Raw genomic sequence first — 21,218 nt, 5'->3', positions numbered from 1 at the left:
CGCATCCGGAACGGGACCCCGACACGCGACCCCGATGCCGACTCCGAGCCGACCGTGAAACCCCCAGGACCGACCCCTTCGGTCACCGTACTGCCCGACCCCTTCGACGCCGAAACACAAACCACTGATCGGTGGTGCTGATTGTCCCGCGGTGCTTGCGGGTCAGCCGTTGTGATGTCCCCTGGGCTGCTCCCCGGCCGGGTCCTGCGGGCGGCGCGGAAGACCACTGGGTGCATCGTCGTCCGAAGCACCGGCCGGAGCAACCGGAACCGGCGGAGCGCCCCGAGTGGGCAGACCCGACGGCGTGTCGGTGGGCGGGAGGGGACGGTTGAGCTGGCCCATCTGCGGGGGTTCCAGCGGTGGACGGGTGGTGCCGGCGGGTGCTGGGGAGCCGCTGAGGCCGGGCTGGGTGGTGGGGCCTGGCCGGCCTGGTTGCTGTCCCGTTCCCTGAGCCGGGCCGAATCCCCAGGGCTGGGGCTGGGGCTCGTGGCCGTTCGCCGGGCCTTGGGGAGCTGCGGGCTCTTGGCGCGCGGGCTCTTGGCGCGCGAGCTCTTGTGCTGCGGGCGTTTGGGGTGCGGGCCGCTGGGCTGCGGGCTCTTGAGCTGCGGGTGCGGGTTCGAAGGGGCGGTTGAGCTGGCCCATCTGGGGTGGTTCGAGTGGGGGGCGGTTGGACTGGCGGGGCTGGGCTCCGGGGTGGCCGGTGCCCTGGTCGCCCGGTCGGCCCGGGCCCCATGGCGTTGAGCCCGCCGCCGGGTTGATCTGCTGACCGGCGGTGGGGCCGGCCGGTTCGTTCGGGCCGGCGGAGTGGTCCGCGGTCGGGGCGCCCTGCCAGCCGGGGATCGGGGCGGCTGGACCGTTCGCCGGGGTCTGGTCGGTGTCGCCCGGGCGGGCGAAGGGTGCCGGGGCGGCGGCGAACTGGTTCTGGGGAGGGGCGACGGGCTGGGCCGGGCGGGCGAACTGGTCCTCGACCCCGGATCGGGCCGGTCCGCCGGTCGGCGGGGACGGGTCGGGGTGGTCTGGCTTGTTCTGGTGGGTGGGTGTGGCAAGCACTCCCGTCCATCCGGTTGGGGTGTCCGTTCCTTCTTGCCGCGCAGGGCCCGGCTGCGGAGGCCAGGCGGCTGTCTGGGCGGCGGGCTGGTGGGCCGTGGGCTGCTCGGCGGCGTGCTGCTGGCCGCCGGGCTCCTGGCCGCCGGGCTGCGCGGACCAGGCGGCCGGGTGCTGCGCGCCTGGCTGCTGGGCTGCGGACTGCTGGCCGCCGGACTGCGGGGACCAGGCGGCCGGCTGCCGAACGTCGGGCTGCTGGGCCGTGGGCCGCTGGCCGCTGGACTGCGCGGACCAGGCGGCCGGCTGCTGCACGCCGGGCTGGGCCGCGGACTGCTGGGCCGTGGGCTGCTGGGCCGTGGGCTGCTGGGCCGCGGACTGCTGGACCGCGGACTGCTGGACCGCCGACTGCTGGACCGCCGACTGCTGGGCCGCGGACTGCTGGGCCGCGGACTGCTGGGCCGCGGACTGCTGAGCCGTGGGCTGCTGAGCGCCAGGCTGCGCGGGCCAGGCGGCAGCTTGCTGGGCAGCGGGCTGCGCGGGCCAGGCGGCGGGCTGTTGGAGGCCGGCCTGCGGGGGCGTTGGCTGCTGGGCGGCCGACTGCTGAGCGGCCGGCTGCTGTCCGGCGGGCTGCGGGGTTGGGCTCGGGTGGGGTTTGCGGTCGGGCTGGTGGGCAGCCGGCGGCTGGGTGGTGCCCGCGCCGGGCGGGTGCGGGGCCGTGCCGTTGGCGGCGGTCGACGACAGGGGGTTCTGGGTGGCGTTTGCCGATTCCGGGATGCGTACCGACGGGGTGAAACGGGGAGCGTCCAGCGGGCGGTTCTGCTGGACGAACAGCGGCGGGCCGAGCAGCAGCGGGTCCACGTCCGGGGCCGGACCGGCCGGGGCGGGCCGCCCAGCGTTCGTCTGCCCGGCGTTCTGCTCGGAGGGCGCGGTCCGGCTGCCTTCCGGGCGACCACTTCCGCCCCCGGAAAGGCCGCCATCCGAGTGGCCTGCGTGCGGAAGGCCAGCATCCGGGAGGCCATCGCCCGGGCGCCCAGCACCCGGACGACCGGCACCCAGATCACCGGCACCGGGACGACCGGCGCCCAGTCGACCGGCATCCGGACCACTGGCATCTGGACCACCAGCACCCGGACCGCCAGCATCCTGGCCACCCGCCTGGAGTTGGCCCGGGCCCGGGGCGCCGACTTCCGCGCGACCGACGCTTACGCGACCGACATCCACCCGGCCAGCGTCCACACGACCGGCCCCAGCGCGGCCCACGTCCACCCGACCAAGGTCCTCACGACCGGCCTCCGAGCGACCGGCCTCCGAGCGACCACCCTCCGAGCGACCACCCTCCGAGCGACCACCCTCCGAGCGACCACCCTCCGAGCGACCACCCTCCGAGCGACCACCCTCCGAGCGACCGGCCTCCGAGCGACCACCCTCCGGACGACCACCCTCCGGACGACCGGCCTCCGAGCGACCACCCTCCGAGCGACCACCCTCCGAGCGACCACCCTCCGGACGACCGGCCTCCGGACCACCGGCCTCCGGCCCACCGATATCCGCGCGCTCAGCCTTCGGGCGACCGGCGCCAAGACCGCTGGGATCGCCGTCGCGGTCCTGCTGCGGACGGCCAGCCACCGGATCACCGAAGGAGGACTGCGCAGATGAAGCCTGGCCGAACAACGTCCGGCCACCAGACGGCTCGTCGGAAGCCGGCGACCCCGAGGAAGCCTGCGGATACGACAGACCGGCGGCGGACCTGGCCGCCGAGGCCGAGCCGAACGCCTCCGGACCGGGCGGAATGAGCCCGGACGGCGTATTTCCGGACGGGTTCAGCCCGGATGCCGGCGCCCCCGCGCCGGCTTCAGTGACTGGCTGCGGGCGGGCACCATCAAACGCCGGCTGGGGGTTCGGGCGGTAGGCCGGCTCCGGCAGCGACTCCTCCGGCGGCGTGAATGCCATGGGCGGGTGCGCCACCCCCACCGCGGGCGCCGGGCGCTCGGCCGTACTGCTCAGACCCAGCGGTGACCCTGAGTCCTGGCCCTGCTGCCGGGCCGCCTCGACCAGCCCGGACGATTCGGCCAGACCGGCCGCCGCCACGACCTCTGCCGCCGCGCGGCCTGCCGTGCAGGGCAGGGGTTCGCCGCAGACCGGGCAGACGGTCATGCCCTCGTGGGGGCCCAGGCCGCCCGCGTGGGTCTGGACCATCTCCCACGCCGTACGCGCGAGCACACTGTCAGGATTCACGTACTTCATGCCGATCAGCGCCATGCTGTCCCACCCCCGTAGATCGCCCGCGACAGGCGTTCGCTCCAAGTTCACCGTGTCCAGGACCGCGCCGTGACCGTTTCGGCCAATCGGTAGACGGACGGCGGACAGGCCCGTGGTGTGCGGTGTTTCGTGCGAGCGCCCCGGGGCATCTCCCCCGCCATGAGTGGATCGGTGGATGATCGCGGCGCGACCGTGATCCCGTACGAGGACGGGCCGCTGCTGCTGCGGGGCAACTTCACGCTCACCACCCCCGACGGTGAGGTCATCGATCCCGGCCGCGGCACCGTCGCGCTCTGCCGTTGTGGCAAGTCCGCGATCAAGCCGTTCTGCGACGGCACGCACAAGGCCATCGGCTTTCGGGCCGGCGTGGGCCGGGAGAGTGCCGCCCCCCGCAGCACCGACGACGCCTGACCGCTCACAGCACTGGGAGCAGCCGGCGCCGGCTCATCCGCGCAGGGAGCTCTCCCCCGCCGCCCAGCGCTCGAGGATGTATTCCGCCCACTTCTCTTCCAGCTTGAGCACGCACCGGGCCCCGAAGAGCACGTCGCCCGCCGATTCCGGTTCGGCCTTGCAGAACGAACCGCACATGTCGTACGCGGCGATCTGCTCGTGCACCGCGTCCGCCTCCACGTGCTCGTCGTAGAAGCGGGTGCCGTCCGCGTCGCCGCCCAGCCGGCGCAGGCCGTTGCCGTACGCGCGGTTCGGGCCGGTCGAGGTCATCTCGTACGCGGCCAGGTGGCCCAGCAGCGCCCCGCGCCACCGGCGGTGCAGCCCGAACAGCGACATGAGGTTGTTGTTGGCCAGGGTCGTCGCCGGCACCACGTCCACGTACGCGCCGTACTCGGTGTCGAGGCCGAGCGCGGTCATCGTGCTGCGGAACATCTCCTGGTGCATGCGGTCGGCGACGCCTCCGCCGTACTCGTCGATCTGGATCTCGATGAGTGCGGCCTTGGCCTTGCCGCCCAGCCGGGGGATCGCGAAGGTGTGCGGGTCGGCCTCGCGCAGGTGGTAGATCGAGCGGTGGGTGGCGAACTCCTTGAACTGTTCCAGCGTCGCCCGGCCGCGCAGGTAGCCCGACAGCGACGGGCCGCTGTTGTCGGAGGTCAGGGCGACGAGTGTGCGGGGCACGTCGTCGGCGGGCGCCGGGTCGCCGACGAGCTCGCGCAGGTCCGCCTCGAAGCGGGCCTCCAGGCGGGCGCGCAGCGCCAGCAGCCCGGGGTGCCATTCCCACTGGTCGTCGACGCCGTCCCAGCCGCGGTAGTGCAGCTCGTAGAGCACAAAGAGCGTCAGGTGCAGGTCCTCGTGGCCGACGTCGCCCGGGTCGAGGGTGAAGTCGTACGGCGAGCGCGCGAGGGCGTCGATGACGGCGGCCGAAACCGGTCCGCGGGCAGAGGGCATCTTCATGCGGCACGTCCTAATGGGCAAGCGGGATTGAGGGATGCCCGGTGGGATCAGCGCCAAACGGAGAGATCAGCAGCGGGTGAGCCGTGATCCAGAATTCACTCACTGTGTTGAATAGGTAGCTCTCCGTACGATTGAGGGACATGCATCTCCCCACCCCAGGAGATATCCCCATGGACGACACCGAGCTCTACCGCGAGCGGATCCTCCGGCACGCCGGTCCCGTCATCACCGGCCGGTTCCTCGGGTTCCGGCCCTCCTACACCCGCGAGGTCAAGGTCGCCCAGCCGCTGCTGGTCGCCGTGTTCGTCGCGGCCACGATCACGCAGGCGCTCGGCGCGCTGCTCCTGGCCCTGCTGCGCAGCGGCGGCGGAGGCGCGCGGCGCAAGTTCAAGGACCTCAAGAAGGGCCCGGAATACCTGGTCACCCCGGTACGGCTGCGCGACGACCTGGGCCAGACGTACGAGGTGGAGATGCACGGTCAGCTGCCACAGTCGGCGTTGCACCGCGGCGACCTCGTGCAGTTGCGCACCCGGGCGCAGAAGGACCCGGATCTGCCGGTGAAGCTGGAGCAGGTCCTGAACCTGACCACGATGCAGCCGCTGACCCCGCGCATCCCGACGCTGTGGTCGCACTTCGGTCCCGGGCTGCTGATCCAGGCCGGGCTGGGCCTGGCGCTGACCGCCGTGCTCGTGGCGGCCTGGATCAGCTGACCAGCTGACCAGCTCAGAGCCGGGCGAGCGGCACGACAGCGGCCATCGCCTTGTCCCCCGCGTCGTTGGGGTGCAGGTGGTCGCCGCTGTCGAACGCGGGCAGCAGCCGCTCGGGGTCGGCCGGGTCCCGGGTGGCCGCGTCGAAGTCGGCGAGCCCGTCCAGGGTGCCGTCGCCGCCGGCGCGGATCCACTCGTTCACCGCGACCCGGGTCTTCTCCAGCTCGGGGGTCCAGGATCCCCAGCCCTTCCAGGCCATGATCGTGGCGCCGACGACCCGCAGCCCGCGGTCGTGGGCCTGCGCCGCGATCTGCGCCAGCCCGGCGATGATCTGTTCCGGGTCGTCCTGGTGCGGGGTCTGCTGAATGTCGTTGATGCCCTCGAAGACGACGACCGAACGGGCGCCGGCCCGTTCCAGCACGTCGTAGTTGAGCCGGGTCAGCGCGCTGGGGCCGAAGCTGCTGTAGATCGTGTAGTTCGGCGCGTTGCTGTCCAGCAGCACGCGGTTGCCGCTGATGCCGGAGTTGGCCACGCCGTAGTCCGGCACCGGGCTGCCGGCCAGCCGGGCGGCCAGGTAGTCGGTCCAGCGCCGGTTCGCTCCCCAGGTGGAGGTGACGCCGTCGGTGATGGAGTCGCCGAGCGCGACCACCGTGCCCGGGCCGCCCCGCACGTCGACCCCGCTCACGTAGTGCCAGACCCGGGTGGTCTCGGTGAACGCGGCGGCGGCCTCGTCCGCGGCGTGGTCGGCCGGGCCCCGGGTGAAGAACGAGTCCTGCATGGCGGCCGGGTGGTAGGTGACCGTGCCGGAGGGCTGCGGCGTCCACGTGGTGACCAGCAGGTCCCGGTCGGCGGCGACCCGCAGCGGCACCGGGTCGCTGACCACCTCGGCGCGCGCCGGGACGGTGATCGAGCCGCGGCCGTGGAAGAGCACGTCGCGCAGGGTGCCGGGCTGCGCCGTACCGTCGCTGCGGTCGATGGTGCCGTCGCGGCGCCCGCCGGTGTGCGCGGACAGGGCGACGGTGACGTGCCCCATCAGCACGGGCTGGGTGCCGAAGCGGTTCGACAGGTGGACCCGTACGGTGGCGCCGCCGATCGTGGTGTGCACGACGTTGCGGATCGTGAAGCCCGCGTACCCCTGCTCGACGCCGGCGACCGCGGCCGCCGGCGCGGTGGCCCAGGCGGTGCTCCATCCGGTCGCGGGCCGCTGCGCCGCGGCTGGGGCCGAGAGGCCCGCCGCGAGCAGGACCGACGCTGCGACGATCGGGCCGAATCTGCGCATCGTTGCCTCCCTGAGGGCCTCAAGACAACGATCAGTCTCGATGCGATGCTTCGTTCTGTAAAGGCCGGGTAACGCTCATGGTCATGTTCGAAGGCTTCACTCTGGACCACATCGACGTCGGGGCGGCGACCCTGCGGGTGCGCCACGGCGGCAGCGGCCCGCCGGTCGTCCTGCTGCACGGGCATCCGCGTACGCATGTCACCTGGCAGCAGGTCGCGCCCGCGCTGGCCGCGGAGCACACCGTGGTCTGCCCGGACCTGCGCGGCTACGGCCGGTCGTCGAAACCGCCGGCGGGCGACGACTTCTCCGGGTACGGCAAACGGGCCATGGCGGCCGACATCGTGGCGCTGATGGCCCGGCTGGGGCACGAGCGTTTCGCCGTGGCGGGGCACGACCGTGGCTGTTACGTGGCCATGCGGCTCGCCCTGGACCATCCGGGGGTGGTGAGTCATTTGGCGGTGCTTGACGGCGTACCCATCGGCGAAGCCCTCGCCCGGGCCGACGCCCGTTTCGCGGCCCGGTGGTGGCACTGGTTCTTCCTGGGCCAGACGGCGAAGCCGGCGGAACGGGTCATCAACGCCGACCCGCACGCCTGGTACGGCCTCGGCGACGCCGTGCCGCCGGAGGAACGCGAAGCGATCTACGACCCGGCGACGGTGCACGCGATGTGCTGCGACTACCGCGCGGGCCTGCGCGGGGACCGGGCCGCCGACGACGCGGACCGGGCCGCCGGCCGGCGGATCACCTGCCCGACCCTGTTCGCCTGGTCGACCCGCGACGACATGGAGGAACTCTACGGCGACCCGCTGGCGATCTGGCGGGAATGGGCCGACGACGTGCAGGGCGTGCCGATCCAGAGCGGCCACCACATGGCCGAGGAGAACCCTCAGGCGCTCACGACTGCGCTGCGGGCTCTGCTGCGGCGGTGAGCAGGCGCCGCGAACGGGCCCAGCGTTCGAAGACCACGGTCGCGAACGGCGGGATCGAGCAGACCAGGGCGACCAGCGTGACCCACCACTTCCAGCCGGCCACCCGGGCCTGCACCACGGTGACGGCCAGGTAGGCCATGAAGAAGGCGCCGTGGATCGGCCCGGCGATCTGCACGCCGATCTCGTTGCGCACGACGACGTACTTGAAGAACATCCCGATCAGCAGCGCTGCCCAGCTGCATGCCTCGGCGATTGCCACGGCGACGAAAAGGGCAGGTATGCGACGCACGCGGAAACCTCCGGAGTGGTTCGACGCGTTCTTCTGATGCGCCGACGGGTTGTCCACGAGATCATAGATGCAGGCAGAGGGGCGGTGCGCGGTGGGCGAAGAGGTCGACCAGAGGACATTCACCCGCGAGGACAGATCGCAGTACCGGCAGAAGATCAGGCGCAGTCTCGACGTCTTCGCCACCATGCTGCGCGACTCGCGCTTCGATTTCGAACGGCCGCTGACCGGCATGGAGGTCGAGCTCAACCTGGTCGACGACAACGCGGACCCGGCGATGCGCAACGCCGAGGTGCTGCGCGCCATCGCCGACCCGGACTTCCAGACCGAGCTGGGCCAGTTCAACGTCGAGATAAACGTGGCGCCGCGGCGGATCGCCGGCGACGAGAACGCGGATCTGGAACGCGAACTGCGGGCCAGCCTGAACAACGCGGAGCAGCACGCCCGCAGCGTGGGCGCGCACATGGTGATGATCGGCATCCTGCCGACGCTGCGCAAGGAACACATGACCGCCGACTCGCTGTCGGCGAACCCGCGCTACAAGCTGCTCAACGAGCAGATCTTCGCGGCCCGCGGCGAGGACCTGGACATCCGCATCGACGGCATCGACCGGCTGGCCGTCACCACGGACACCATCGCGCCCGAGGCGGCCTGCACCAGCACCCAGTTCCACCTGCAGGTGAGCCCGGACCAGTTCGCGGCGTACTGGAACGCGGCCCAGGTCATCTCCGGCATCCAGGTGGCGCTGGGCGCGAACTCGCCGCTGCTGTTCGGCCGCGAGCTGTGGCGCGAGACCCGGATCCCGCTGTTCGAGCAGGCCACCGACACCCGCTCGGAGGAGATCCGGGCCCAGGGCGTACGCCCCCGGGTGTGGTTCGGCGAACGCTGGATCACCTCGGTCTTCGACCTGTTCGAGGAGAACGTGCGCTACTTCCCGGCGCTGCTGCCGATCTGCGACGAGGACGACCCGGAGCAGATCCTGGAGAGCGGCGACACCCCGGAGCTCAGCGAGCTGCGCCTGCACAACGGCACGGTGTACAGGTGGAACAGGCCGATCTACGCGGTGGTCAAGGGCCGCCCGCACCTGCGCGTGGAGAACAGGGTGCTGCCGGCCGGCCCGACGGTCGTCGACACGGTGGCCAACGGGGCGTTCTACTACGGCCTGGTCCGGATGCTGGCGGAGGCCGAGCGTCCGATCTGGACCCAGATGTCGTTCAGCGCCGCGGAGGAGAACTTCCACTCCTGCGCCCGGCACGGCATCGCGGCGTCGGTGTTCTGGCCCGGGCTGGGCTATGTGCCGGTGTCCGAGCTGGTGCTGCGCCGGCTGCTGCCGCTGGCGAAAGAGGGGTTGGACAAGTGGGGCGTGTCGGCGGCTGAGCGGGACAGGCTGCTGGGAATCATCGAGCAGCGCTGCTTGACCGGGCGCAACGGGGCGACCTGGCAGGTGGAGACTCTGCATTCGCTGGAGGGTGAGGGGCTGGACCGGCAGGCGGCTCTGCACGAGATGCTGCGGCGGTATCTGCCGCCGATGCACGAGAACATCCCGGTCCACGAGTGGCCGGTCTCCTGATCGTCTTTCGGGGCGTCTTGACGTATTTAAGTGGATCGATTAGACCGGGGGGATGATGAAGCGACGTCTGGCGTTCGTCCTGGTCTCGGTGTTCGCGGCCGGTGTGGTCGGTGCCGCCCCCGCTGCCGCGCACGGCACCGATCCCACCGCGCCCACCAAGGGGCCGTGTGCGTACACGCCCACGCCGGACGATCCCGCTGTGCGGCCGGTGCCGCTGCCCCGCGATCCACGGCACACCCCCGATCGCGGCACCGTGGACGTGTTGCTGCGGACCAACCTCGGCCCGATCCCGCTGGAGCTGGACCGGGCCCAGGCGCCGTGCACGGTGCAGAGCTTCGTGCACCTGGTCCGGCACCGGTTCTACGACCGGACCATCTGTCACCGGCTGACCGCGTACCCGACGCTGCTGGTTCTACAGTGCGGCGACCCGAGCGGAACCGGCTCCGGCGGCCCCGGCTACCGCTACGGCGACGAACTGCCCACGGACCTGCCACCCGCGCCGACCGATCCGACCGGCGAGCGCAAGGTGTACGCCCGCGGCGTGCTGGCCATGGCCAACGCCGGCCCGGACACCAACGGCAGCCAGTTCTTCCTGGTCTACGGCAACTCGGCGTTGCGGCCGAACTACACGATCTTCGGCAGTGTGGAGCGGGGCGGGCTGCGGACCCTGGACCGGGTCGCTGCCGGTGGCGTGACACCGACGGCTGAGGATCCGGCTCCGTTGGACGGGCCGCCCGCGCTGCGCACCGAGATCCGCCGGGCGACGGTGCGTCGCTGAGTCACAGGGCCACCGCCGTCGCGGTCGCGGTCGCCTCGCTGGATCACGGGCCACCGCGGCCGCTGCCGCCCCGCTGGGTCATGCGGCCACCGCGGCCGCTTCGGTGATGACCTCGTCGATCAGGCCGTAGGCCACGGCCTGCTCGGCGGTGAACCAGCGGTCGCGGTCGGAGTCGGCTTCGACCTCGGCCATCGTGCGGCCGCTGTGACGGGCGATCAGCTCCTGGACCTTGCGCTTGACGTACAGCATGTTCTCGGCCTGGATGGTGATGTCCGCGACCGTGCCGCCGAAGCCGCCCGACGGCTGATGCATCATGATCCGCGCGTGCGGCAGCGCGAACCGCTTGCCGGCGGTGCCCGCGGTCAGCAGGAACTGTCCCATCGAACCGGCCATGCCCATGGCGATGGTGGCCACGTCGTTCTTGATGAACCGCATGGTGTCGTAAATCGCGAGCCCGGCACTGACCGAGCCGCCCGGCGAGTTGATGTAGAGCTGGATGTCACGGCGCGGGTCAGCGGCGGCGAGCAGGAGCAGCTGCCCGCACACCATGTTGGCGCTCGCGTCGGTGACCTCGGTGCCGAGGAAGACGATGCGTTCGGCTAGAAGTGCGTCGTAGAGCTGGGCGCCGAAGGGAGCCTGGTCGGTCTGCATACGACCCATCCTGCGGCGCGTCCCGGGGGCCGGCGACGATCTCTGCCGTGGGCAGATCTGCCCAGGGCATAGCCGCAGGTCACGCGCATTCTGGGGGCGCGCACGGGGGTGGTCACCGGGGTGGTGCGGAGCAACTCGGCGCGCACCTGCTCGAGCAGGTCGGTCAGCGGCAGGCCGAGGGCGGCGCAGATGCTGGCGAGGATCTCGGAGGAGGCCTCCTTGCGGCCACGCTCGATCTCCGACAGGTACGGCAGCGACACACCGGCAGCGTCCGCGACGTCCTGCAAGGTGCGACCCTGCTGGTGGCGCAGGCGTCGCAGCACCGTGCCGATGGCTGACCGCAGGAGTGACATCGCACCCCTCCCCTCTGGCGAGTCCCCATTCTAGGGGCATCCTGGGTCCGCACCGGGGTCGCCGGATACTCGGTTGTCTGCTGTCGCCGGATGCGGCAACGTGCACGAGATGACCGAGACGCGTGTGCTGGCTCCGGACGACTGGCAGATCTGGCGGGAGCTGCGACTCGAGGCGCTGCGCGAGGCGGGCTATGCCTTCAGCAGGCGCGGTGACGTTGCGGTTGGCCGTGGTGGAGGGGAACGGCAATGCCTGGGCGCTCTATCGGCCAACGGCTTCCACGACATGGGGGAGCTCGGGGACCTCATGCCTGACGGTGTCCGCCGGGAGCACGTCATGACGAAGAGTCTCGTGGATGAAGGGCCGGCCAACGCCTTCGACGGGGGCTGACCACCGCCTTGCTTGTCGGGCGCGTCGCGCCTCGTGGTCTAGATCCACCCTTGCTCCCACGCGTGATGGGCGGCCGCATGTCGCGTCGCTGCTCCGACTTTGGCCATCGCGGTGGACAGGTAGTTGCGCACGGTCCCGGGCGCCAGGTGCACGGCCGCGGCGATCTCCGTGATGGGGGCACCGCTGCGCACGACCCGCAGGATGTCGAGCTCGCGGGTGGTCAGCGGACATTCGTCCTCGGTGAGCGCCGAAGCCGCGATGTCCGGGTCGATGTAGCGGCGCCCGCCGTGCACCGCCCGGATGATCACGGCGAGCCGGGCGGCCGGAGTGGTCTTCGGCACGAACCCGGCGACGCCGGCCGCCAGTGCGCGGCGCAACACGGCCGGGCGGGCATGCCGGGTGACCAGGATGACGGGGATCGCCAGGCGTTCGCGGATCTCGGCCGCCGCCTGCAGTCCGTCGCCGGGCGGCATCTCCAGATCCAGCACGGCCACCTCGGGCCGCGTTCGCAGTGCCACGGCAACCGCGGCGACGCTGTCGGCGGCCTCTCCGACGACGGTCAGATCGGGCTCGAGGCCGAGGAGGGCCGCCACGGCGCCCCGGATGAGGTCCTCGTCGTCAGCCAGCAGCACTCTGATCATCGCTTCACCGTCGCCTCGATCGTGAACTCGCCCGGGGCCGTGTGCCAGTGCAGCGCGCCCCCGGCCGAGGCCAGCCGCTCGGCCAGGGCCGCCAGGCCTCCCGCCGGGCCGGGTCGGGCACCCAGCGGCGCGTCGTTTTCCATCAGCAGGCGCACCGAGCCGGCCTCGGCGGTCAGGGCGATCGTGCACCGGCGCGCCGCACTGTGCCGGAGCACGTTCGTGGTGCCCTCCCGAACGACCAGACCGATCAACATCGCCGCCTCGTCCGGCAGGTCGGGCAGCCCGGCGTCACGCTCGATGCGGCAGTCGATGCCGGCCGATGTCAGCACCCGCGCCGCGTTGCCCATCTCCGTCTCCAGCGTCACCCGGCGGTAGCCCTGCACCACCGCGCGGGTGTCCCCCAGCGCCTGCCGGGCCAGATTCTGCACTTCGCGCATCTCGGCGACCGCCCGCTCCGGGTCGGCGACGGCCAGTCGCTCGGCGAGCTCGCTCTTGAATGCGATGACCTCCAGATTGTGCCCCTGGATGTCGTGCAGATCCGCGGCGAACCGCAACCGCTCCCCCGTCACCGCGGCCGCACTCTCGAGCCGGCGGGCGCGGTCCAGGCGTTCGGCCACTCGCAGCATCCACACCTGGGCCAGCAGGCCCCAGGCGCCCAGCGCCACGATCGCCGCATCCTGGACCGCACCTGACCATGACAGTTGCCCGCCCCACCACGAGCCCAGCAGCGACGCGGCAAGGGCAAGGCTGAGACCGGCGGGCCAGACGATCCGCCACGGGTGGCGACTCCCGGCATGGGCGCCGGCGAGCAGCGCGGCCAGCGGAAGCGGCCAGGGAAAGCCGCCGTCCGCAACGGCTCGGGAGACCACCAGCACGGCGTTGGCAGCCACCGCCGTGCTGACCACCAGTCCGCGCCGATAGACCGAATGCAGGAGGGGGCGCCCGAGGACGGGCGCGGCGAAGAGGACGCCTGCTGCCGCGCAGACCGCGAACGCGAGCACCCCGACGACCACCGTGCCGGACTCCGCGGTGACCAGCACGGCGAAGACCACCAGGCAGGCGACTGTCACCCACCAGGTCAGCCGGCGCAGGGCCAGCAGACCCGGTCTCGGGTGCTCGGGCATGGATGCGGTCACCGGTTCATCTTGCGGGTCTGAATCGAGGCCGCCCACACCTACGGAGGTATTGATGACATCTGTCATCGGGACTGGTGGGCGAACGGCACTACAGCGCCCGGGCCGGGCCGACGAGAGTCAACGCCATGAATCCAGTCATCTGCCGTGACGTGCGTTTGTCGTACGGCTCGTACCAAGCGGTGCGGGGCGCGGATCTTGAGGTCGGGCAAGGCGAGTTGGTCGCGCTGATCGGCACGAACGGGGCGGGCAAGAGCACCCTGCTCGACGCGATGCTCGGGTTGCGCCGGCCCGACGCCGGGACGGTGCGGATACTCGGCCTGGATCCGTACCGGTCACGCCGTCGTCTGGCGCCCGATGTCGGCGTGGTGCTGCAGGAGGGCGGGTGCGCCCCGGACCTCACCGTCGCCGAGACCGTGCGGCTGTGGCTGGGCCTGCATCGGCGACTCCCGCCGGCGCGCGCGGACGCCCTGATCGAGGAAGTGCACCTGGAGCATCGCGCCGGCGTGCGGGTGCGCCGGCTCTCCGGTGGCGAACGGCGCCGCCTCGACCTGGCTGTCGCGCTGTGCAGCGACCCGAAGCTCTTGCTGCTGGACGAACCGACGTCCGGCCTGGACCCTGAGGCCCGATTGCACACCTGGGACGTCTTGCGGTGCCGACTGCTGCGAGGCGCGACCGTGGTGATGACAACCCATCACCTGGAGGAGGCGGAGACGCTTGCCGACCGGGTGGCGGTGCTGCACCGCGGCGTGGTCACAATCGCCGATCCGCGGATGCCCGGGTTGGTGAAGCACCTGGTGCATGGGAGCACGCACCGATGAGGGCGCCGGCGTGGGCGCTGATCGCCGGGGCGGAGCTACGGATGCTGAGCCGCAGCGTGCCGGCGCTCGTGATGGGGGCGGTGCTGCCGGTGGCGCTGGGGCTGCTGATCGTGTGGGCCGAGCACGACACCGGGCGGGCCGGCCGGGGCACCGCGACCGGCCTGCAGCTGGCGGTGCTGCTGGCGCTGACGACGTACACGGCGGGGACGACCACCCTGGTGGCACGGCGCTCGCAGTCGGTTCTCAAGCGGCTGCGCCTTTCCGGCGCGTCGGACACGGCTGTGCTGACCGGGGTTCTGCTTCCGTCCGCGTTGCTGATGCTGTTGCAGGGCGCCGTCATGGTCGTCGCGGGCGGCGGACACTTACCCATCCATGCCTGGGCGCCGGTCATCGCCATTGCTGCGGGCGTTCTCCTGGCGGGGATCTTCGCCGTGGTGACCTCCGCCTGGACGCCGGCTCCGGAGCTGGCGCAGCTGACCACTGCCCCGCTGGCGTTGGCCTTCCTCGGCGGCGCCTTCTGGGCCGCCAGGACCCCGGTGTCCGAGGTGGAATGGTGGATGCTCGGGCTGCCAGGTGCTGCGGTGACCCAATTGACCCGGCTCGGCTGGGACGAGCCCGGCATCGGCACGGCTGGGGGCCTCGCCGCGGTGGCAGCCCTGGTCATCGTTGCGGCCGCGGTGGCTCCGTTTGCCGTCCGGGCGGTTCGCTGGGATCCGCGGCCGTGACCGACCGAGCTACCGTCACCGCCATGGCGCAGTTGCAGACCGTCGTCGATGATCTCGACCGGTTGTTCGAGCTCGCCTCAGCCGCGCCCGACATCGCCATGAGCCGGCACCTCCCCCGGGTCTACGCCGAGGCCGGCGTCGACTGGCGGCGCTGGGCCACGCCGGAATTCGCCGAGAAGTTCAACGGTCTGATGATCCGCGGCCGGGCGCAGGTCGGGCAGGTCTTCGCCGCCTGCTTCCCGTCCGCGGAGGTCCTGGAGCAGTGGCTGGCGCTCGCCCGTCCCGGCGACCTGCTGATCACCCACCATCCGATCGACGTGCGCAACGGCCACCCGGACGGACGCTGGGCCGAGGGCTTCGTGCCGATCGGCAGCCGCCACCTCGCCGCGATCACCGGACGCGGGCTGAGCATGTACGCCGTCCACGCACCGATGGACACCTCACGCGAGGTCGGCACGGCGGCCGCGATCGTGGAGGCGCTCGGCGGCACCGTGGAGGGCGGCTTCTGGCCCTACGGCAACGGGTTCGCGGGTCTGCTGTGCCGGGTGCCGCCGCTGTCCAGCACCGAGCTCGTCGCCACGGCCCGGCGGGTCTTCAAGGTTGATCTCGTGGAGGTCGCCGGCCGGCAGCGACCGGTCATCGAGCGGATCGCGGTGGTCGGCGGCATCGGCGACCGGGTGCCCGAGATGGCGGCGGCGGAGGAGCGGGGTGCCCAGGCCTGGCTGACCGGCGAGATCCACGTACGGATCGAGGGCGACTACGGCCGCCGTAAGTACGCCGACGTCCGGGCCTTCGCGGCCGGCACGACGATGACGCTGATCGGCGTGTCCCACGCGGCCAGCGAGCAACTTGTGCTGCGCACCCAGCTCAGTCGTTGGTTCGCGGAACGGCACGGTCTGACACCGCACCTGCTCGACGAACCGCAATGGTGGCGTTAGGCGTGGGGGTCAACGCTGCCGCGAGCGATCGCCACAGTCGATCTGGGGAAAGTCGTCTTGGGCAGGACGAGAACGGCGTCAGGGCCGGCGGCCAGCAGCGCGGCGGCTTCCGCGACGCTCGGAGTGCCGGTCGCCGTAGCCACGATTCCGGAGGCGTGCGGCACGTCGACGGCGGCCAGCGCGGCCGCGGCGAATCGGGTGACCGGCCAGCCGTACCGCTGGGCGACGGCTTGGACGCCGGCCTCAGCGGCGCGCCGATCCAGCGTGGCAAGGGCGGTGATCCGGGCGGGTTCCAGACCGGCTTGCCGCAGCGCGGCGTCGATCGTCGCAGCCAGCTCTTCCTCGGGTACGCCGGCCCGTGCCCCGAGGCCGAGGACCAGGCTGCCCGTCACGCTCACCCCCGGACCGTACGCCGGCGCCATTCTGTTCGTGCGCCAGCCTTGGGGTTCGACTGGTCGCAGGCCGCAGTCACCCCGCCGGCTCCCGGATCCACATCGATGCCGACGCGCCGGTCCACACCTCACTGCGACCGGACGGCGGAGCCGGGTACCGCCCCGATCGGCGGCCGGATGGCCCATGGAGACGAGGGTCGGGTGTTCCGGAGGCGGGCTCAGGAGCAGTCCCGCATCGACCGGTTGCCGATCGAGGCGCAGCCACGATTACGACGGGGACGGATGTCAGCCGCCGAACTCCGCGGACACGAGCCAGATACCGGCCGGGAGACAGTAGCCGACACCCGGAGTACGGAAGCGTTCCAGCAGCCGCGCCGCACCCGCTCGGGCCGACGCCTGCGCCGGAGGGGCGGCTTCTCGGTAGGCGGCACCGGCCGGCCCGATCTCGATCAACCACTCAGCGACCGCGTCCGGCTCGTCCGGCGGGTTCAGCGTGACGTCGTGCGGTTCGATCATCACGGCGCCGAAGCCTGCGGCAGTGAGCAGGCGCTCGGTCCGTGCGGGATCCGCGAAGGCGAACGGCCCCGGCTCGTTCCCGAGCGGCAACGGCGGCAGATCTCCCACATGCGGAGCTGCGCCCAACACGGCAGCCGGCAGCCACGGGACGGTCCCGGCGTCACGGAATACCGTTGCGGCGAACCGGCCGCCGGGGCGAAGCGACTGCGCGATTGTGGTGAGGCCGGCGACCGGGTCGGCCAGGACCATGACCGTCATCCGGGAGTACGCCGCGTCGAACGGCGCTCCCGGCACCGCACCCATCGTCTCGATGTCGCTCGCCGCGAAGCGCGGCTGGGGGAACCGGTGCCGCGCGGCCGCCACCATCGCCTCGGACAGGTCGACGCCGACGGCGACACCAGTGGGCCCGACCGCCGTCGCGAGCTCAGCCGTCGTACCACCGCAGCCGCAACCGACGTCCAGCACCCGCTCTCCGGGGGCCGCACCCAGTCGCTCGAGCGCCGCCGCGCCCAGCGGACGACCGAACTCGTCCTGCCAGTCGGCATGCCGGATCCAGCCAGGCGCGGCCTGTTCCCAGAAGCCGGCGTTGCGGGCACGCAGCTGCGCCGCGCGTGCCATCAGAACGGCATCTCGGCGCCGTCGACGCTCAGCGAGCTGAACGATGCGGCCTTCGTCGGGTCGAAACCGTCTTCCTGGGCGGCGAGTCCCGCGGCGCGGACCAGGCGCTGCGACTGGAACGCGCGGAACGCCGCCTCGTCCGCCCAGATGTTGATGATGCGCCAGCCGACGTCGCTCGGCCCGGCCACGTGGGCCAGCAGGCCCGGCGGCCGATCCGGGCCCAGGTGCTTCTCGACCTGTCGGTATTCCGCTTCGCTGACTCCCGGCATCTCCTGCACCACACCGAACGGCATCGCGTGCGCCCTCTCGTCGTTGATTAGAGTGAAGCTCTATCGAATAGATTACTACACTGAACCGGTGACCGGCGGCAGGGCTTACACGTCAGCTCGACGACAGGAACAGGCGAGGCAGACACGGCGGGCGATCTTGGACGCTGCGGCCACGTTGTTCGTCGACCCCGGCTATGCGGCGACCCGGCTCACCACCGTGGCGGCCGAGGCCGGGGTGGCCGTCCAGACGCTCTATGCCGTGTTCGGCAGCAAGCGGCAGCTGCTCTCCGAACTGGTCGACGTCACGATCGCCGGTGACGACGCGCCGGTGGCACTGCCGGACCGGGCGTTCGTGGCGGAGATCCGCGCGCTCAGCGGGGCTCGGGCCCGGCTTGCCCGCTTCGCCCGCCACCTCGCCGAGACCCACGAGCGTCAGGCGCAGGTGATGCTGGCGTTGGCCGGGGCCGCCACCGCGGACCCGGACGCGGCGGCGGTGTGGCGCAAGAACCTCGAGGACCGGCAGCGCGGCATGACGATGTTCGCCGCGGATCTGGCCGCCACCGGCGAGCTGCGGGACGACCTGGACACGGACAAGATCGCCGACGTGTTGTGGCTGGCGCAGGACGTCCGCAACTACGACCGGCTGGTCCGCGAACGCGGCTGGACGAGCGACGAGTTCCAGCGGTGGTACGTCGACACGGTCGCCGGCGCGATCCTGGCGAACCCGCTGTAGCGCCGGCGGGGCCGCCGCCGCGATCCCACACCTCGGCTGCGGCGCCGGCGAGACCGTCACCCACGATCCAACACCCCGGCTGCGGCGCCGGCGAGACCGTCACCCACGATCCAACACCGCGGCTGCGGCGCCGGCGAGACCGTCCTCAGCGCGGCACTTCCGCTCCGGCGACGGCCAGACCGTCGCCATCGCGAGCCGGACACCTTTGCTGTAGCGCCGGTAGGTCTTGCCCGGCGCGATTCTGAGCTGCGCTGCAGCGTACCACCGGCCCAGTCCGAGCTGGGCTGGGCTGACCACCGGTCCAGTCCGAGCTGGGCCGGGCTGACCACCGGTCCAGCATGGGACCGGAGCCCCGAGCGCCAGCTGATTCGCCGGCGAACGACGCCGACCCAGCGGCCGAGAAACTGCGCCCTGAACTGCACCTTGATTGAGATGCGGAGCCCGCCACTTCGCGCAGGACTTCCTAGGATCCTGGCCCACTTGTCCATCGGCAGATCTTGGGCGACCGTCGGAGCGACACGAGGATCTGCCGCCCGTCGGTGCCGGAGCCGACCACCTCTCCATCAACACGCGGATCGGCTGATCGCCCCGGCCGGCTGGCCGGGGGTCATCCTCGCCGCGATCTGGCTGCCACAGGGTGAGCCGCTGCCGTTCAACACACTGACTGCGACACCCGCGACCGGCCGCGGACCACAATGGCCGCTACCAGCCCCGCATGGATCACGGCACCGCGATCGGCCTCACCGCGGCCGCCTGCGCCACCACCCGCCGTGCGACAGCCGGCGCCGCGGCCCAATGCAGATGCAGATACGAAGCATGCAGGTTCCCCGTCGCGAAACCCTCCGGATCAGCCCCCCGCCAGGCCCAAGCCGCTCCCCCAGCCGGCTCCAGCAACAACCCCGACCGCGGATGCACCATCGTCCGATGGAACTCATGACCCGTGATCCGCGACCCGGCCGGGAACAGCGGACTATCGGTGAGCGCAACCGCGTCGCGATACCCCAGCGTCAACGTCGGCGTCATCGAAGCGTCAGCGTCCAGCACCCCGCACATCGGTGCACCGTCCAAAGTCCGGCACAGCCACAACAACCCAGCGCATTCCGCCGTGATCGGCATGCCCACCGCCGCCAGTGACGCCACTGCCACGCGCAGAGGCTCGTTCGCGGACAGTTCTGCCGCGTACACCTCCGGGAAGCCGCCGCCGACGACCAGCGCGCGGGTGCCTTCCGGCAGGGTCTCGTCGCGGAGCGGGTCGACCGTCACGACCTCCGCGCCGGCGCCGGCCAGGAGTTCGGCCGTTTCCGCGTACGCGAAAGTGAACGCCGGTCCGCCCGCGATGGCGACCACCGGGCGGCCCGGCACCGGGTCCGCGGCCTGCGGGGTCCACGGCGTCGCCGTCAGCGGCGGCGCGGTGCGGGCGACGGCCAGCACCGCATCGAGGTCGACCGACGCCGTGACCAGCGACGCCAGGGCGGCGACCGACGTGGTCGCCTCGGTGCGGCGCTCGGCCGCGGGCACCAGGCCGAGGTGGCGGGACGGGGCCGCGACGGCATCCGCCCGGCGCATCGCCCCCAGCACCGGCGTGCCCACCTCCTCGCACGCCTCGCGCAGGATCGACTCGTGCCGGTCGGAGCCGACCCGGTTCAGGATCACCCCGGCCAGGCGGACGTTGCCGAAGCTGCGGAAGCCGTGCACCAGCGCGGCCACCGAACGGCCCTGCGCGGCGGCGTCGACAACCAGGATGACCGGCGCGTCGAGCAGGCCGGCGACGTGCGCGGTCGACCCGGTGTCGCCCGCACCGGTACGCCCGTCGTAGAGCCCCATCACACCCTCGACGACGGCCAGGTCGGTGCTGGCCGAACCGTGCGCGAACAGGGGTCCGATCAGTTCCTCGCCGACCATCACCGGGTCGAGGTTGCGTCCGGGCCGGCCCGCCGCCAGCGCGTGGTAACCCGGGTCGATGTAGTCCGGGCCGACCTTGAACGGGGCCACGCTCAGGCCCCGCGCGGCGAACGCGGCGAGCAGCCCGGTGGCCACCGTGGTCTTGCCGTGCCCGGAGGCCGGCGCGGCGATGACCACCCGCGGGATGCTCACCATTCGATGCCCTGCTGTCCCTTGCGGCCGGCGTCCATCGGGTGCTTGACCTTCGTCATCTCGGTGACCAGGTCGGCCGCGGCGAGCAGGTCCGGGTGCGCGTCCCGGCCGGTGATCACCACGTGCTGGGTGCCGGGCCGCTCCGCGAGCGTCGCGACGACGTCGGCGACATCAACCCAACCCCACTTCATCGGGTACGTGAACTCGTCGAGCACATAGAACTTGTGGGTCTCGGCAGCCAGGTCCCGCTTGATCTGCGCCCAGCCCTCGGCCGCCTCGGCGGCGTGATCGCGTTCGGTGCCGGCCCGCTGGATCCAGGACCAGCCCTCACCCATCTTGTGCCAGGCCACGCTCGGCCCGCCGGCCTGCCCGAGAGCCTTGAGCGCGGCTTCCTCGCCGACCCGCCACTTCTCGGACTTCACGAACTGGAAGACACCGATGGACCAGCCGGCACTCCACGCCCGCAGAGCCATCCCGAACGCGGCGGTCGACTTCCCCTTGCCGTGTCCGGTGTGGACGGCAAGCACCGCCTGCCGGCGCCGCTGCCGCGTGGTGAGCCCATCCTGCGGCACGGTGGTGACCTGTCCCTGCGGCATCAGGCAGCCTTCCTCAGCGAGATGAACGACACGCGACCACGTCCCGGCCGCGAGGTCGGAGCGGAAACCCGCGAAGTCGGAGCGGAAACCCGCG

At 72.0% G+C, this 21,218-nt stretch carries 24 protein-coding genes; 10 read left to right on the top strand and 14 right to left on the bottom strand.

Annotation, left to right across the window (positions count from 1 at the left end):
- Positions 1–162: 162 nt before the first annotated feature.
- Together ACZ6S4_RS16765 and ACZ6S4_RS16760 are read right to left on the bottom strand one after the other, a co-directional pair.
- Positions 163–1,902, bottom strand: coding sequence for a hypothetical protein (locus ACZ6S4_RS16765; protein ID WP_465475805.1), 1,740 nt, complete (start codon positions 1,900–1,902; stop codon positions 163–165).
- 344 nt (positions 1,903–2,246) lie between these two features.
- Positions 2,247–2,678 carry a histone H1-like repetitive region-containing protein gene (locus tag ACZ6S4_RS16760; protein WP_465475804.1) on the bottom strand — a complete coding sequence of 144 codons (432 nt, stop codon included), beginning with the start codon at positions 2,676–2,678 and terminating at the stop codon, positions 2,247–2,249.
- 784 nt (positions 2,679–3,462) lie between these two features.
- On the opposite strand from ACZ6S4_RS16760, the gene ACZ6S4_RS16755 reads away from it, so the two are divergent.
- Complete coding sequence (locus ACZ6S4_RS16755; protein WP_465475803.1) at positions 3,463–3,714, top strand: CDGSH iron-sulfur domain-containing protein; 252 nt, start codon at positions 3,463–3,465, stop codon at positions 3,712–3,714.
- A gap of 33 nt (positions 3,715–3,747) precedes the next feature.
- Here the strand turns inward: ACZ6S4_RS16755 and ACZ6S4_RS16750 are convergent, their stop codons facing one another.
- On the bottom strand, positions 3,748–4,707 hold the full coding sequence (locus ACZ6S4_RS16750; protein WP_465475802.1) for an iron-containing redox enzyme family protein: 960 nt from the start codon (positions 4,705–4,707) through the stop codon (positions 3,748–3,750).
- Between the two features lie 170 nt (positions 4,708–4,877).
- On the opposite strand from ACZ6S4_RS16750, the gene ACZ6S4_RS16745 reads away from it, so the two are divergent.
- On the top strand, positions 4,878–5,417 hold the full coding sequence (locus ACZ6S4_RS16745) for a hypothetical protein (RefSeq protein ID WP_465475801.1): 540 nt from the start codon (positions 4,878–4,880) through the stop codon (positions 5,415–5,417).
- 13 nt (positions 5,418–5,430) lie between these two features.
- Here the strand turns inward: ACZ6S4_RS16745 and ACZ6S4_RS16740 are convergent, their stop codons facing one another.
- Positions 5,431–6,693 (bottom strand): SGNH/GDSL hydrolase family protein, encoded by a 1,263-nt coding sequence (locus ACZ6S4_RS16740; RefSeq protein ID WP_465475800.1) that lies wholly within the window; start codon positions 6,691–6,693, stop codon positions 5,431–5,433.
- Positions 6,694–6,776: 83 nt separating this feature from the next.
- Between ACZ6S4_RS16740 and ACZ6S4_RS16735 the strand changes: the two genes are divergently transcribed.
- Positions 6,777–7,622 carry an alpha/beta fold hydrolase gene (locus ACZ6S4_RS16735; protein WP_465475799.1) on the top strand — a complete coding sequence of 282 codons (846 nt, stop codon included), beginning with the start codon at positions 6,777–6,779 and terminating at the stop codon, positions 7,620–7,622.
- On the opposite strand, the gene ACZ6S4_RS16730 is transcribed toward ACZ6S4_RS16735, so the two are convergent.
- Entirely contained in the window at positions 7,588–7,911 is a 324-nt protein-coding gene (locus ACZ6S4_RS16730) for a DUF3817 domain-containing protein (RefSeq protein WP_465475798.1), read from the bottom strand. The two genes, ACZ6S4_RS16735 and ACZ6S4_RS16730, sit on opposite strands and share 35 nt — an antisense overlap.
- Before the next feature lie 91 nt (positions 7,912–8,002).
- Between ACZ6S4_RS16730 and ACZ6S4_RS16725 the strand changes: the two genes are divergently transcribed.
- Both ACZ6S4_RS16725 and ACZ6S4_RS16720 read left to right on the top strand, forming a co-directional pair.
- Positions 8,003–9,478 (top strand): glutamate-cysteine ligase family protein, encoded by a 1,476-nt coding sequence (locus ACZ6S4_RS16725; protein WP_465476081.1) that lies wholly within the window; start codon positions 8,003–8,005, stop codon positions 9,476–9,478.
- Between the two features lie 52 nt (positions 9,479–9,530).
- Positions 9,531–10,256: a peptidylprolyl isomerase gene (locus ACZ6S4_RS16720; protein ID WP_465475797.1), complete on the top strand. Its 726-nt coding sequence runs from the start codon at positions 9,531–9,533 to the stop codon at positions 10,254–10,256.
- A 78-nt stretch (positions 10,257–10,334) separates the two neighbouring features.
- Here ACZ6S4_RS16720 and ACZ6S4_RS16715 read toward each other — a convergent pair whose 3' ends face one another.
- A complete protein-coding gene (locus ACZ6S4_RS16715; protein WP_433718683.1) occupies positions 10,335–10,916 on the bottom strand; it encodes a ClpP family protease in 582 nt (193 codons plus the stop codon).
- Positions 10,856–11,260 carry a helix-turn-helix domain-containing protein gene (locus ACZ6S4_RS16710; protein WP_465475796.1) on the bottom strand — a complete coding sequence of 135 codons (405 nt, stop codon included), beginning with the start codon at positions 11,258–11,260 and terminating at the stop codon, positions 10,856–10,858. The genes ACZ6S4_RS16715 and ACZ6S4_RS16710 overlap by 61 nt, the downstream gene beginning before the upstream one ends.
- A 109-nt stretch (positions 11,261–11,369) precedes the next feature.
- Between ACZ6S4_RS16710 and ACZ6S4_RS16705 the strand changes: the two genes are divergently transcribed.
- A complete protein-coding gene (locus ACZ6S4_RS16705; protein ID WP_465475795.1) occupies positions 11,370–11,648 on the top strand; it encodes a hypothetical protein in 279 nt (92 codons plus the stop codon).
- Positions 11,649–11,686: 38 nt separating this feature from the next.
- Here the strand turns inward: ACZ6S4_RS16705 and ACZ6S4_RS16700 are convergent, their stop codons facing one another.
- On the bottom strand, positions 11,687–12,289 hold the full coding sequence (locus tag ACZ6S4_RS16700; protein ID WP_465475794.1) for a response regulator: 603 nt from the start codon (positions 12,287–12,289) through the stop codon (positions 11,687–11,689).
- Positions 12,286–13,425 (bottom strand): sensor histidine kinase, encoded by a 1,140-nt coding sequence (locus ACZ6S4_RS16695; protein WP_465475793.1) that lies wholly within the window; start codon positions 13,423–13,425, stop codon positions 12,286–12,288. Before ACZ6S4_RS16695 ends, ACZ6S4_RS16700 begins: the two co-directional genes overlap by 4 nt.
- Before the next feature lie 74 nt (positions 13,426–13,499).
- Here ACZ6S4_RS16695 and ACZ6S4_RS16690 point away from each other — a divergent pair, with 74 nt between their 5' ends.
- From ACZ6S4_RS16690 to ACZ6S4_RS16680, 3 genes are read left to right on the top strand one after another with little or no spacing between them, the layout of a single operon-like run.
- Entirely contained in the window at positions 13,500–14,243 is a 744-nt protein-coding gene (locus ACZ6S4_RS16690) for an ABC transporter ATP-binding protein (protein ID WP_465475792.1), read from the top strand.
- Positions 14,240–14,968 carry an ABC transporter permease gene (locus tag ACZ6S4_RS16685; RefSeq protein ID WP_465475791.1) on the top strand — a complete coding sequence of 243 codons (729 nt, stop codon included), beginning with the start codon at positions 14,240–14,242 and terminating at the stop codon, positions 14,966–14,968. Before ACZ6S4_RS16690 ends, ACZ6S4_RS16685 begins: the two co-directional genes overlap by 4 nt.
- 23 nt (positions 14,969–14,991) lie before the next feature.
- The gene (locus ACZ6S4_RS16680) at positions 14,992–15,906 is read left to right on the top strand and encodes a Nif3-like dinuclear metal center hexameric protein (RefSeq protein WP_465475790.1); all 915 of its coding nucleotides are present in this window, start codon (positions 14,992–14,994) and stop codon (positions 15,904–15,906) included.
- Here the strand turns inward: ACZ6S4_RS16680 and ACZ6S4_RS16675 are convergent.
- The 3 genes from ACZ6S4_RS16675 to ACZ6S4_RS16665 form a co-directional block, all read right to left on the bottom strand.
- Positions 15,903–16,304: a cobalamin biosynthesis protein gene (locus ACZ6S4_RS16675; protein WP_465475789.1), complete on the bottom strand. Its 402-nt coding sequence runs from the start codon at positions 16,302–16,304 to the stop codon at positions 15,903–15,905. The genes ACZ6S4_RS16680 and ACZ6S4_RS16675 overlap by 4 nt on opposite strands.
- Before the next feature lie 279 nt (positions 16,305–16,583).
- Positions 16,584–17,432, bottom strand: coding sequence for a methyltransferase domain-containing protein (locus ACZ6S4_RS16670; RefSeq protein ID WP_465475788.1), 849 nt, complete (start codon positions 17,430–17,432; stop codon positions 16,584–16,586).
- The gene (locus tag ACZ6S4_RS16665; RefSeq protein ID WP_360544077.1) at positions 17,432–17,725 is read right to left on the bottom strand and encodes a hypothetical protein; all 294 of its coding nucleotides are present in this window, start codon (positions 17,723–17,725) and stop codon (positions 17,432–17,434) included. The genes ACZ6S4_RS16670 and ACZ6S4_RS16665 overlap by 1 nt, the downstream gene beginning before the upstream one ends.
- 133 nt (positions 17,726–17,858) lie before the next feature.
- Between ACZ6S4_RS16665 and ACZ6S4_RS16660 the strand changes: the two genes are divergently transcribed.
- Positions 17,859–18,434, top strand: a complete 576-nt coding sequence (locus tag ACZ6S4_RS16660) for a TetR/AcrR family transcriptional regulator (protein WP_465475787.1) — start codon at positions 17,859–17,861, stop codon at positions 18,432–18,434.
- A gap of 720 nt (positions 18,435–19,154) precedes the next feature.
- Here ACZ6S4_RS16660 and ACZ6S4_RS16655 read toward each other — a convergent pair.
- On the bottom strand, positions 19,155–20,531 hold the full coding sequence (locus ACZ6S4_RS16655; RefSeq protein WP_465475786.1) for a cobyrinate a,c-diamide synthase: 1,377 nt from the start codon (positions 20,529–20,531) through the stop codon (positions 19,155–19,157).
- The gene (gene cobO / locus ACZ6S4_RS16650; RefSeq protein WP_433718712.1) at positions 20,525–21,124 is read right to left on the bottom strand and encodes a cob(I)yrinic acid a,c-diamide adenosyltransferase; all 600 of its coding nucleotides are present in this window, start codon (positions 21,122–21,124) and stop codon (positions 20,525–20,527) included. Before cobO ends, ACZ6S4_RS16655 begins: the two co-directional genes overlap by 7 nt.
- Positions 21,125–21,218: the final 94 nt, after the last annotated feature.

The organism is Actinoplanes sp. NPDC051405 (genome assembly GCF_055586185.1).
Note: the sequence above shows the minus strand (reverse complement) of the source record. Positions and strands in the feature narration are given on the sequence as shown.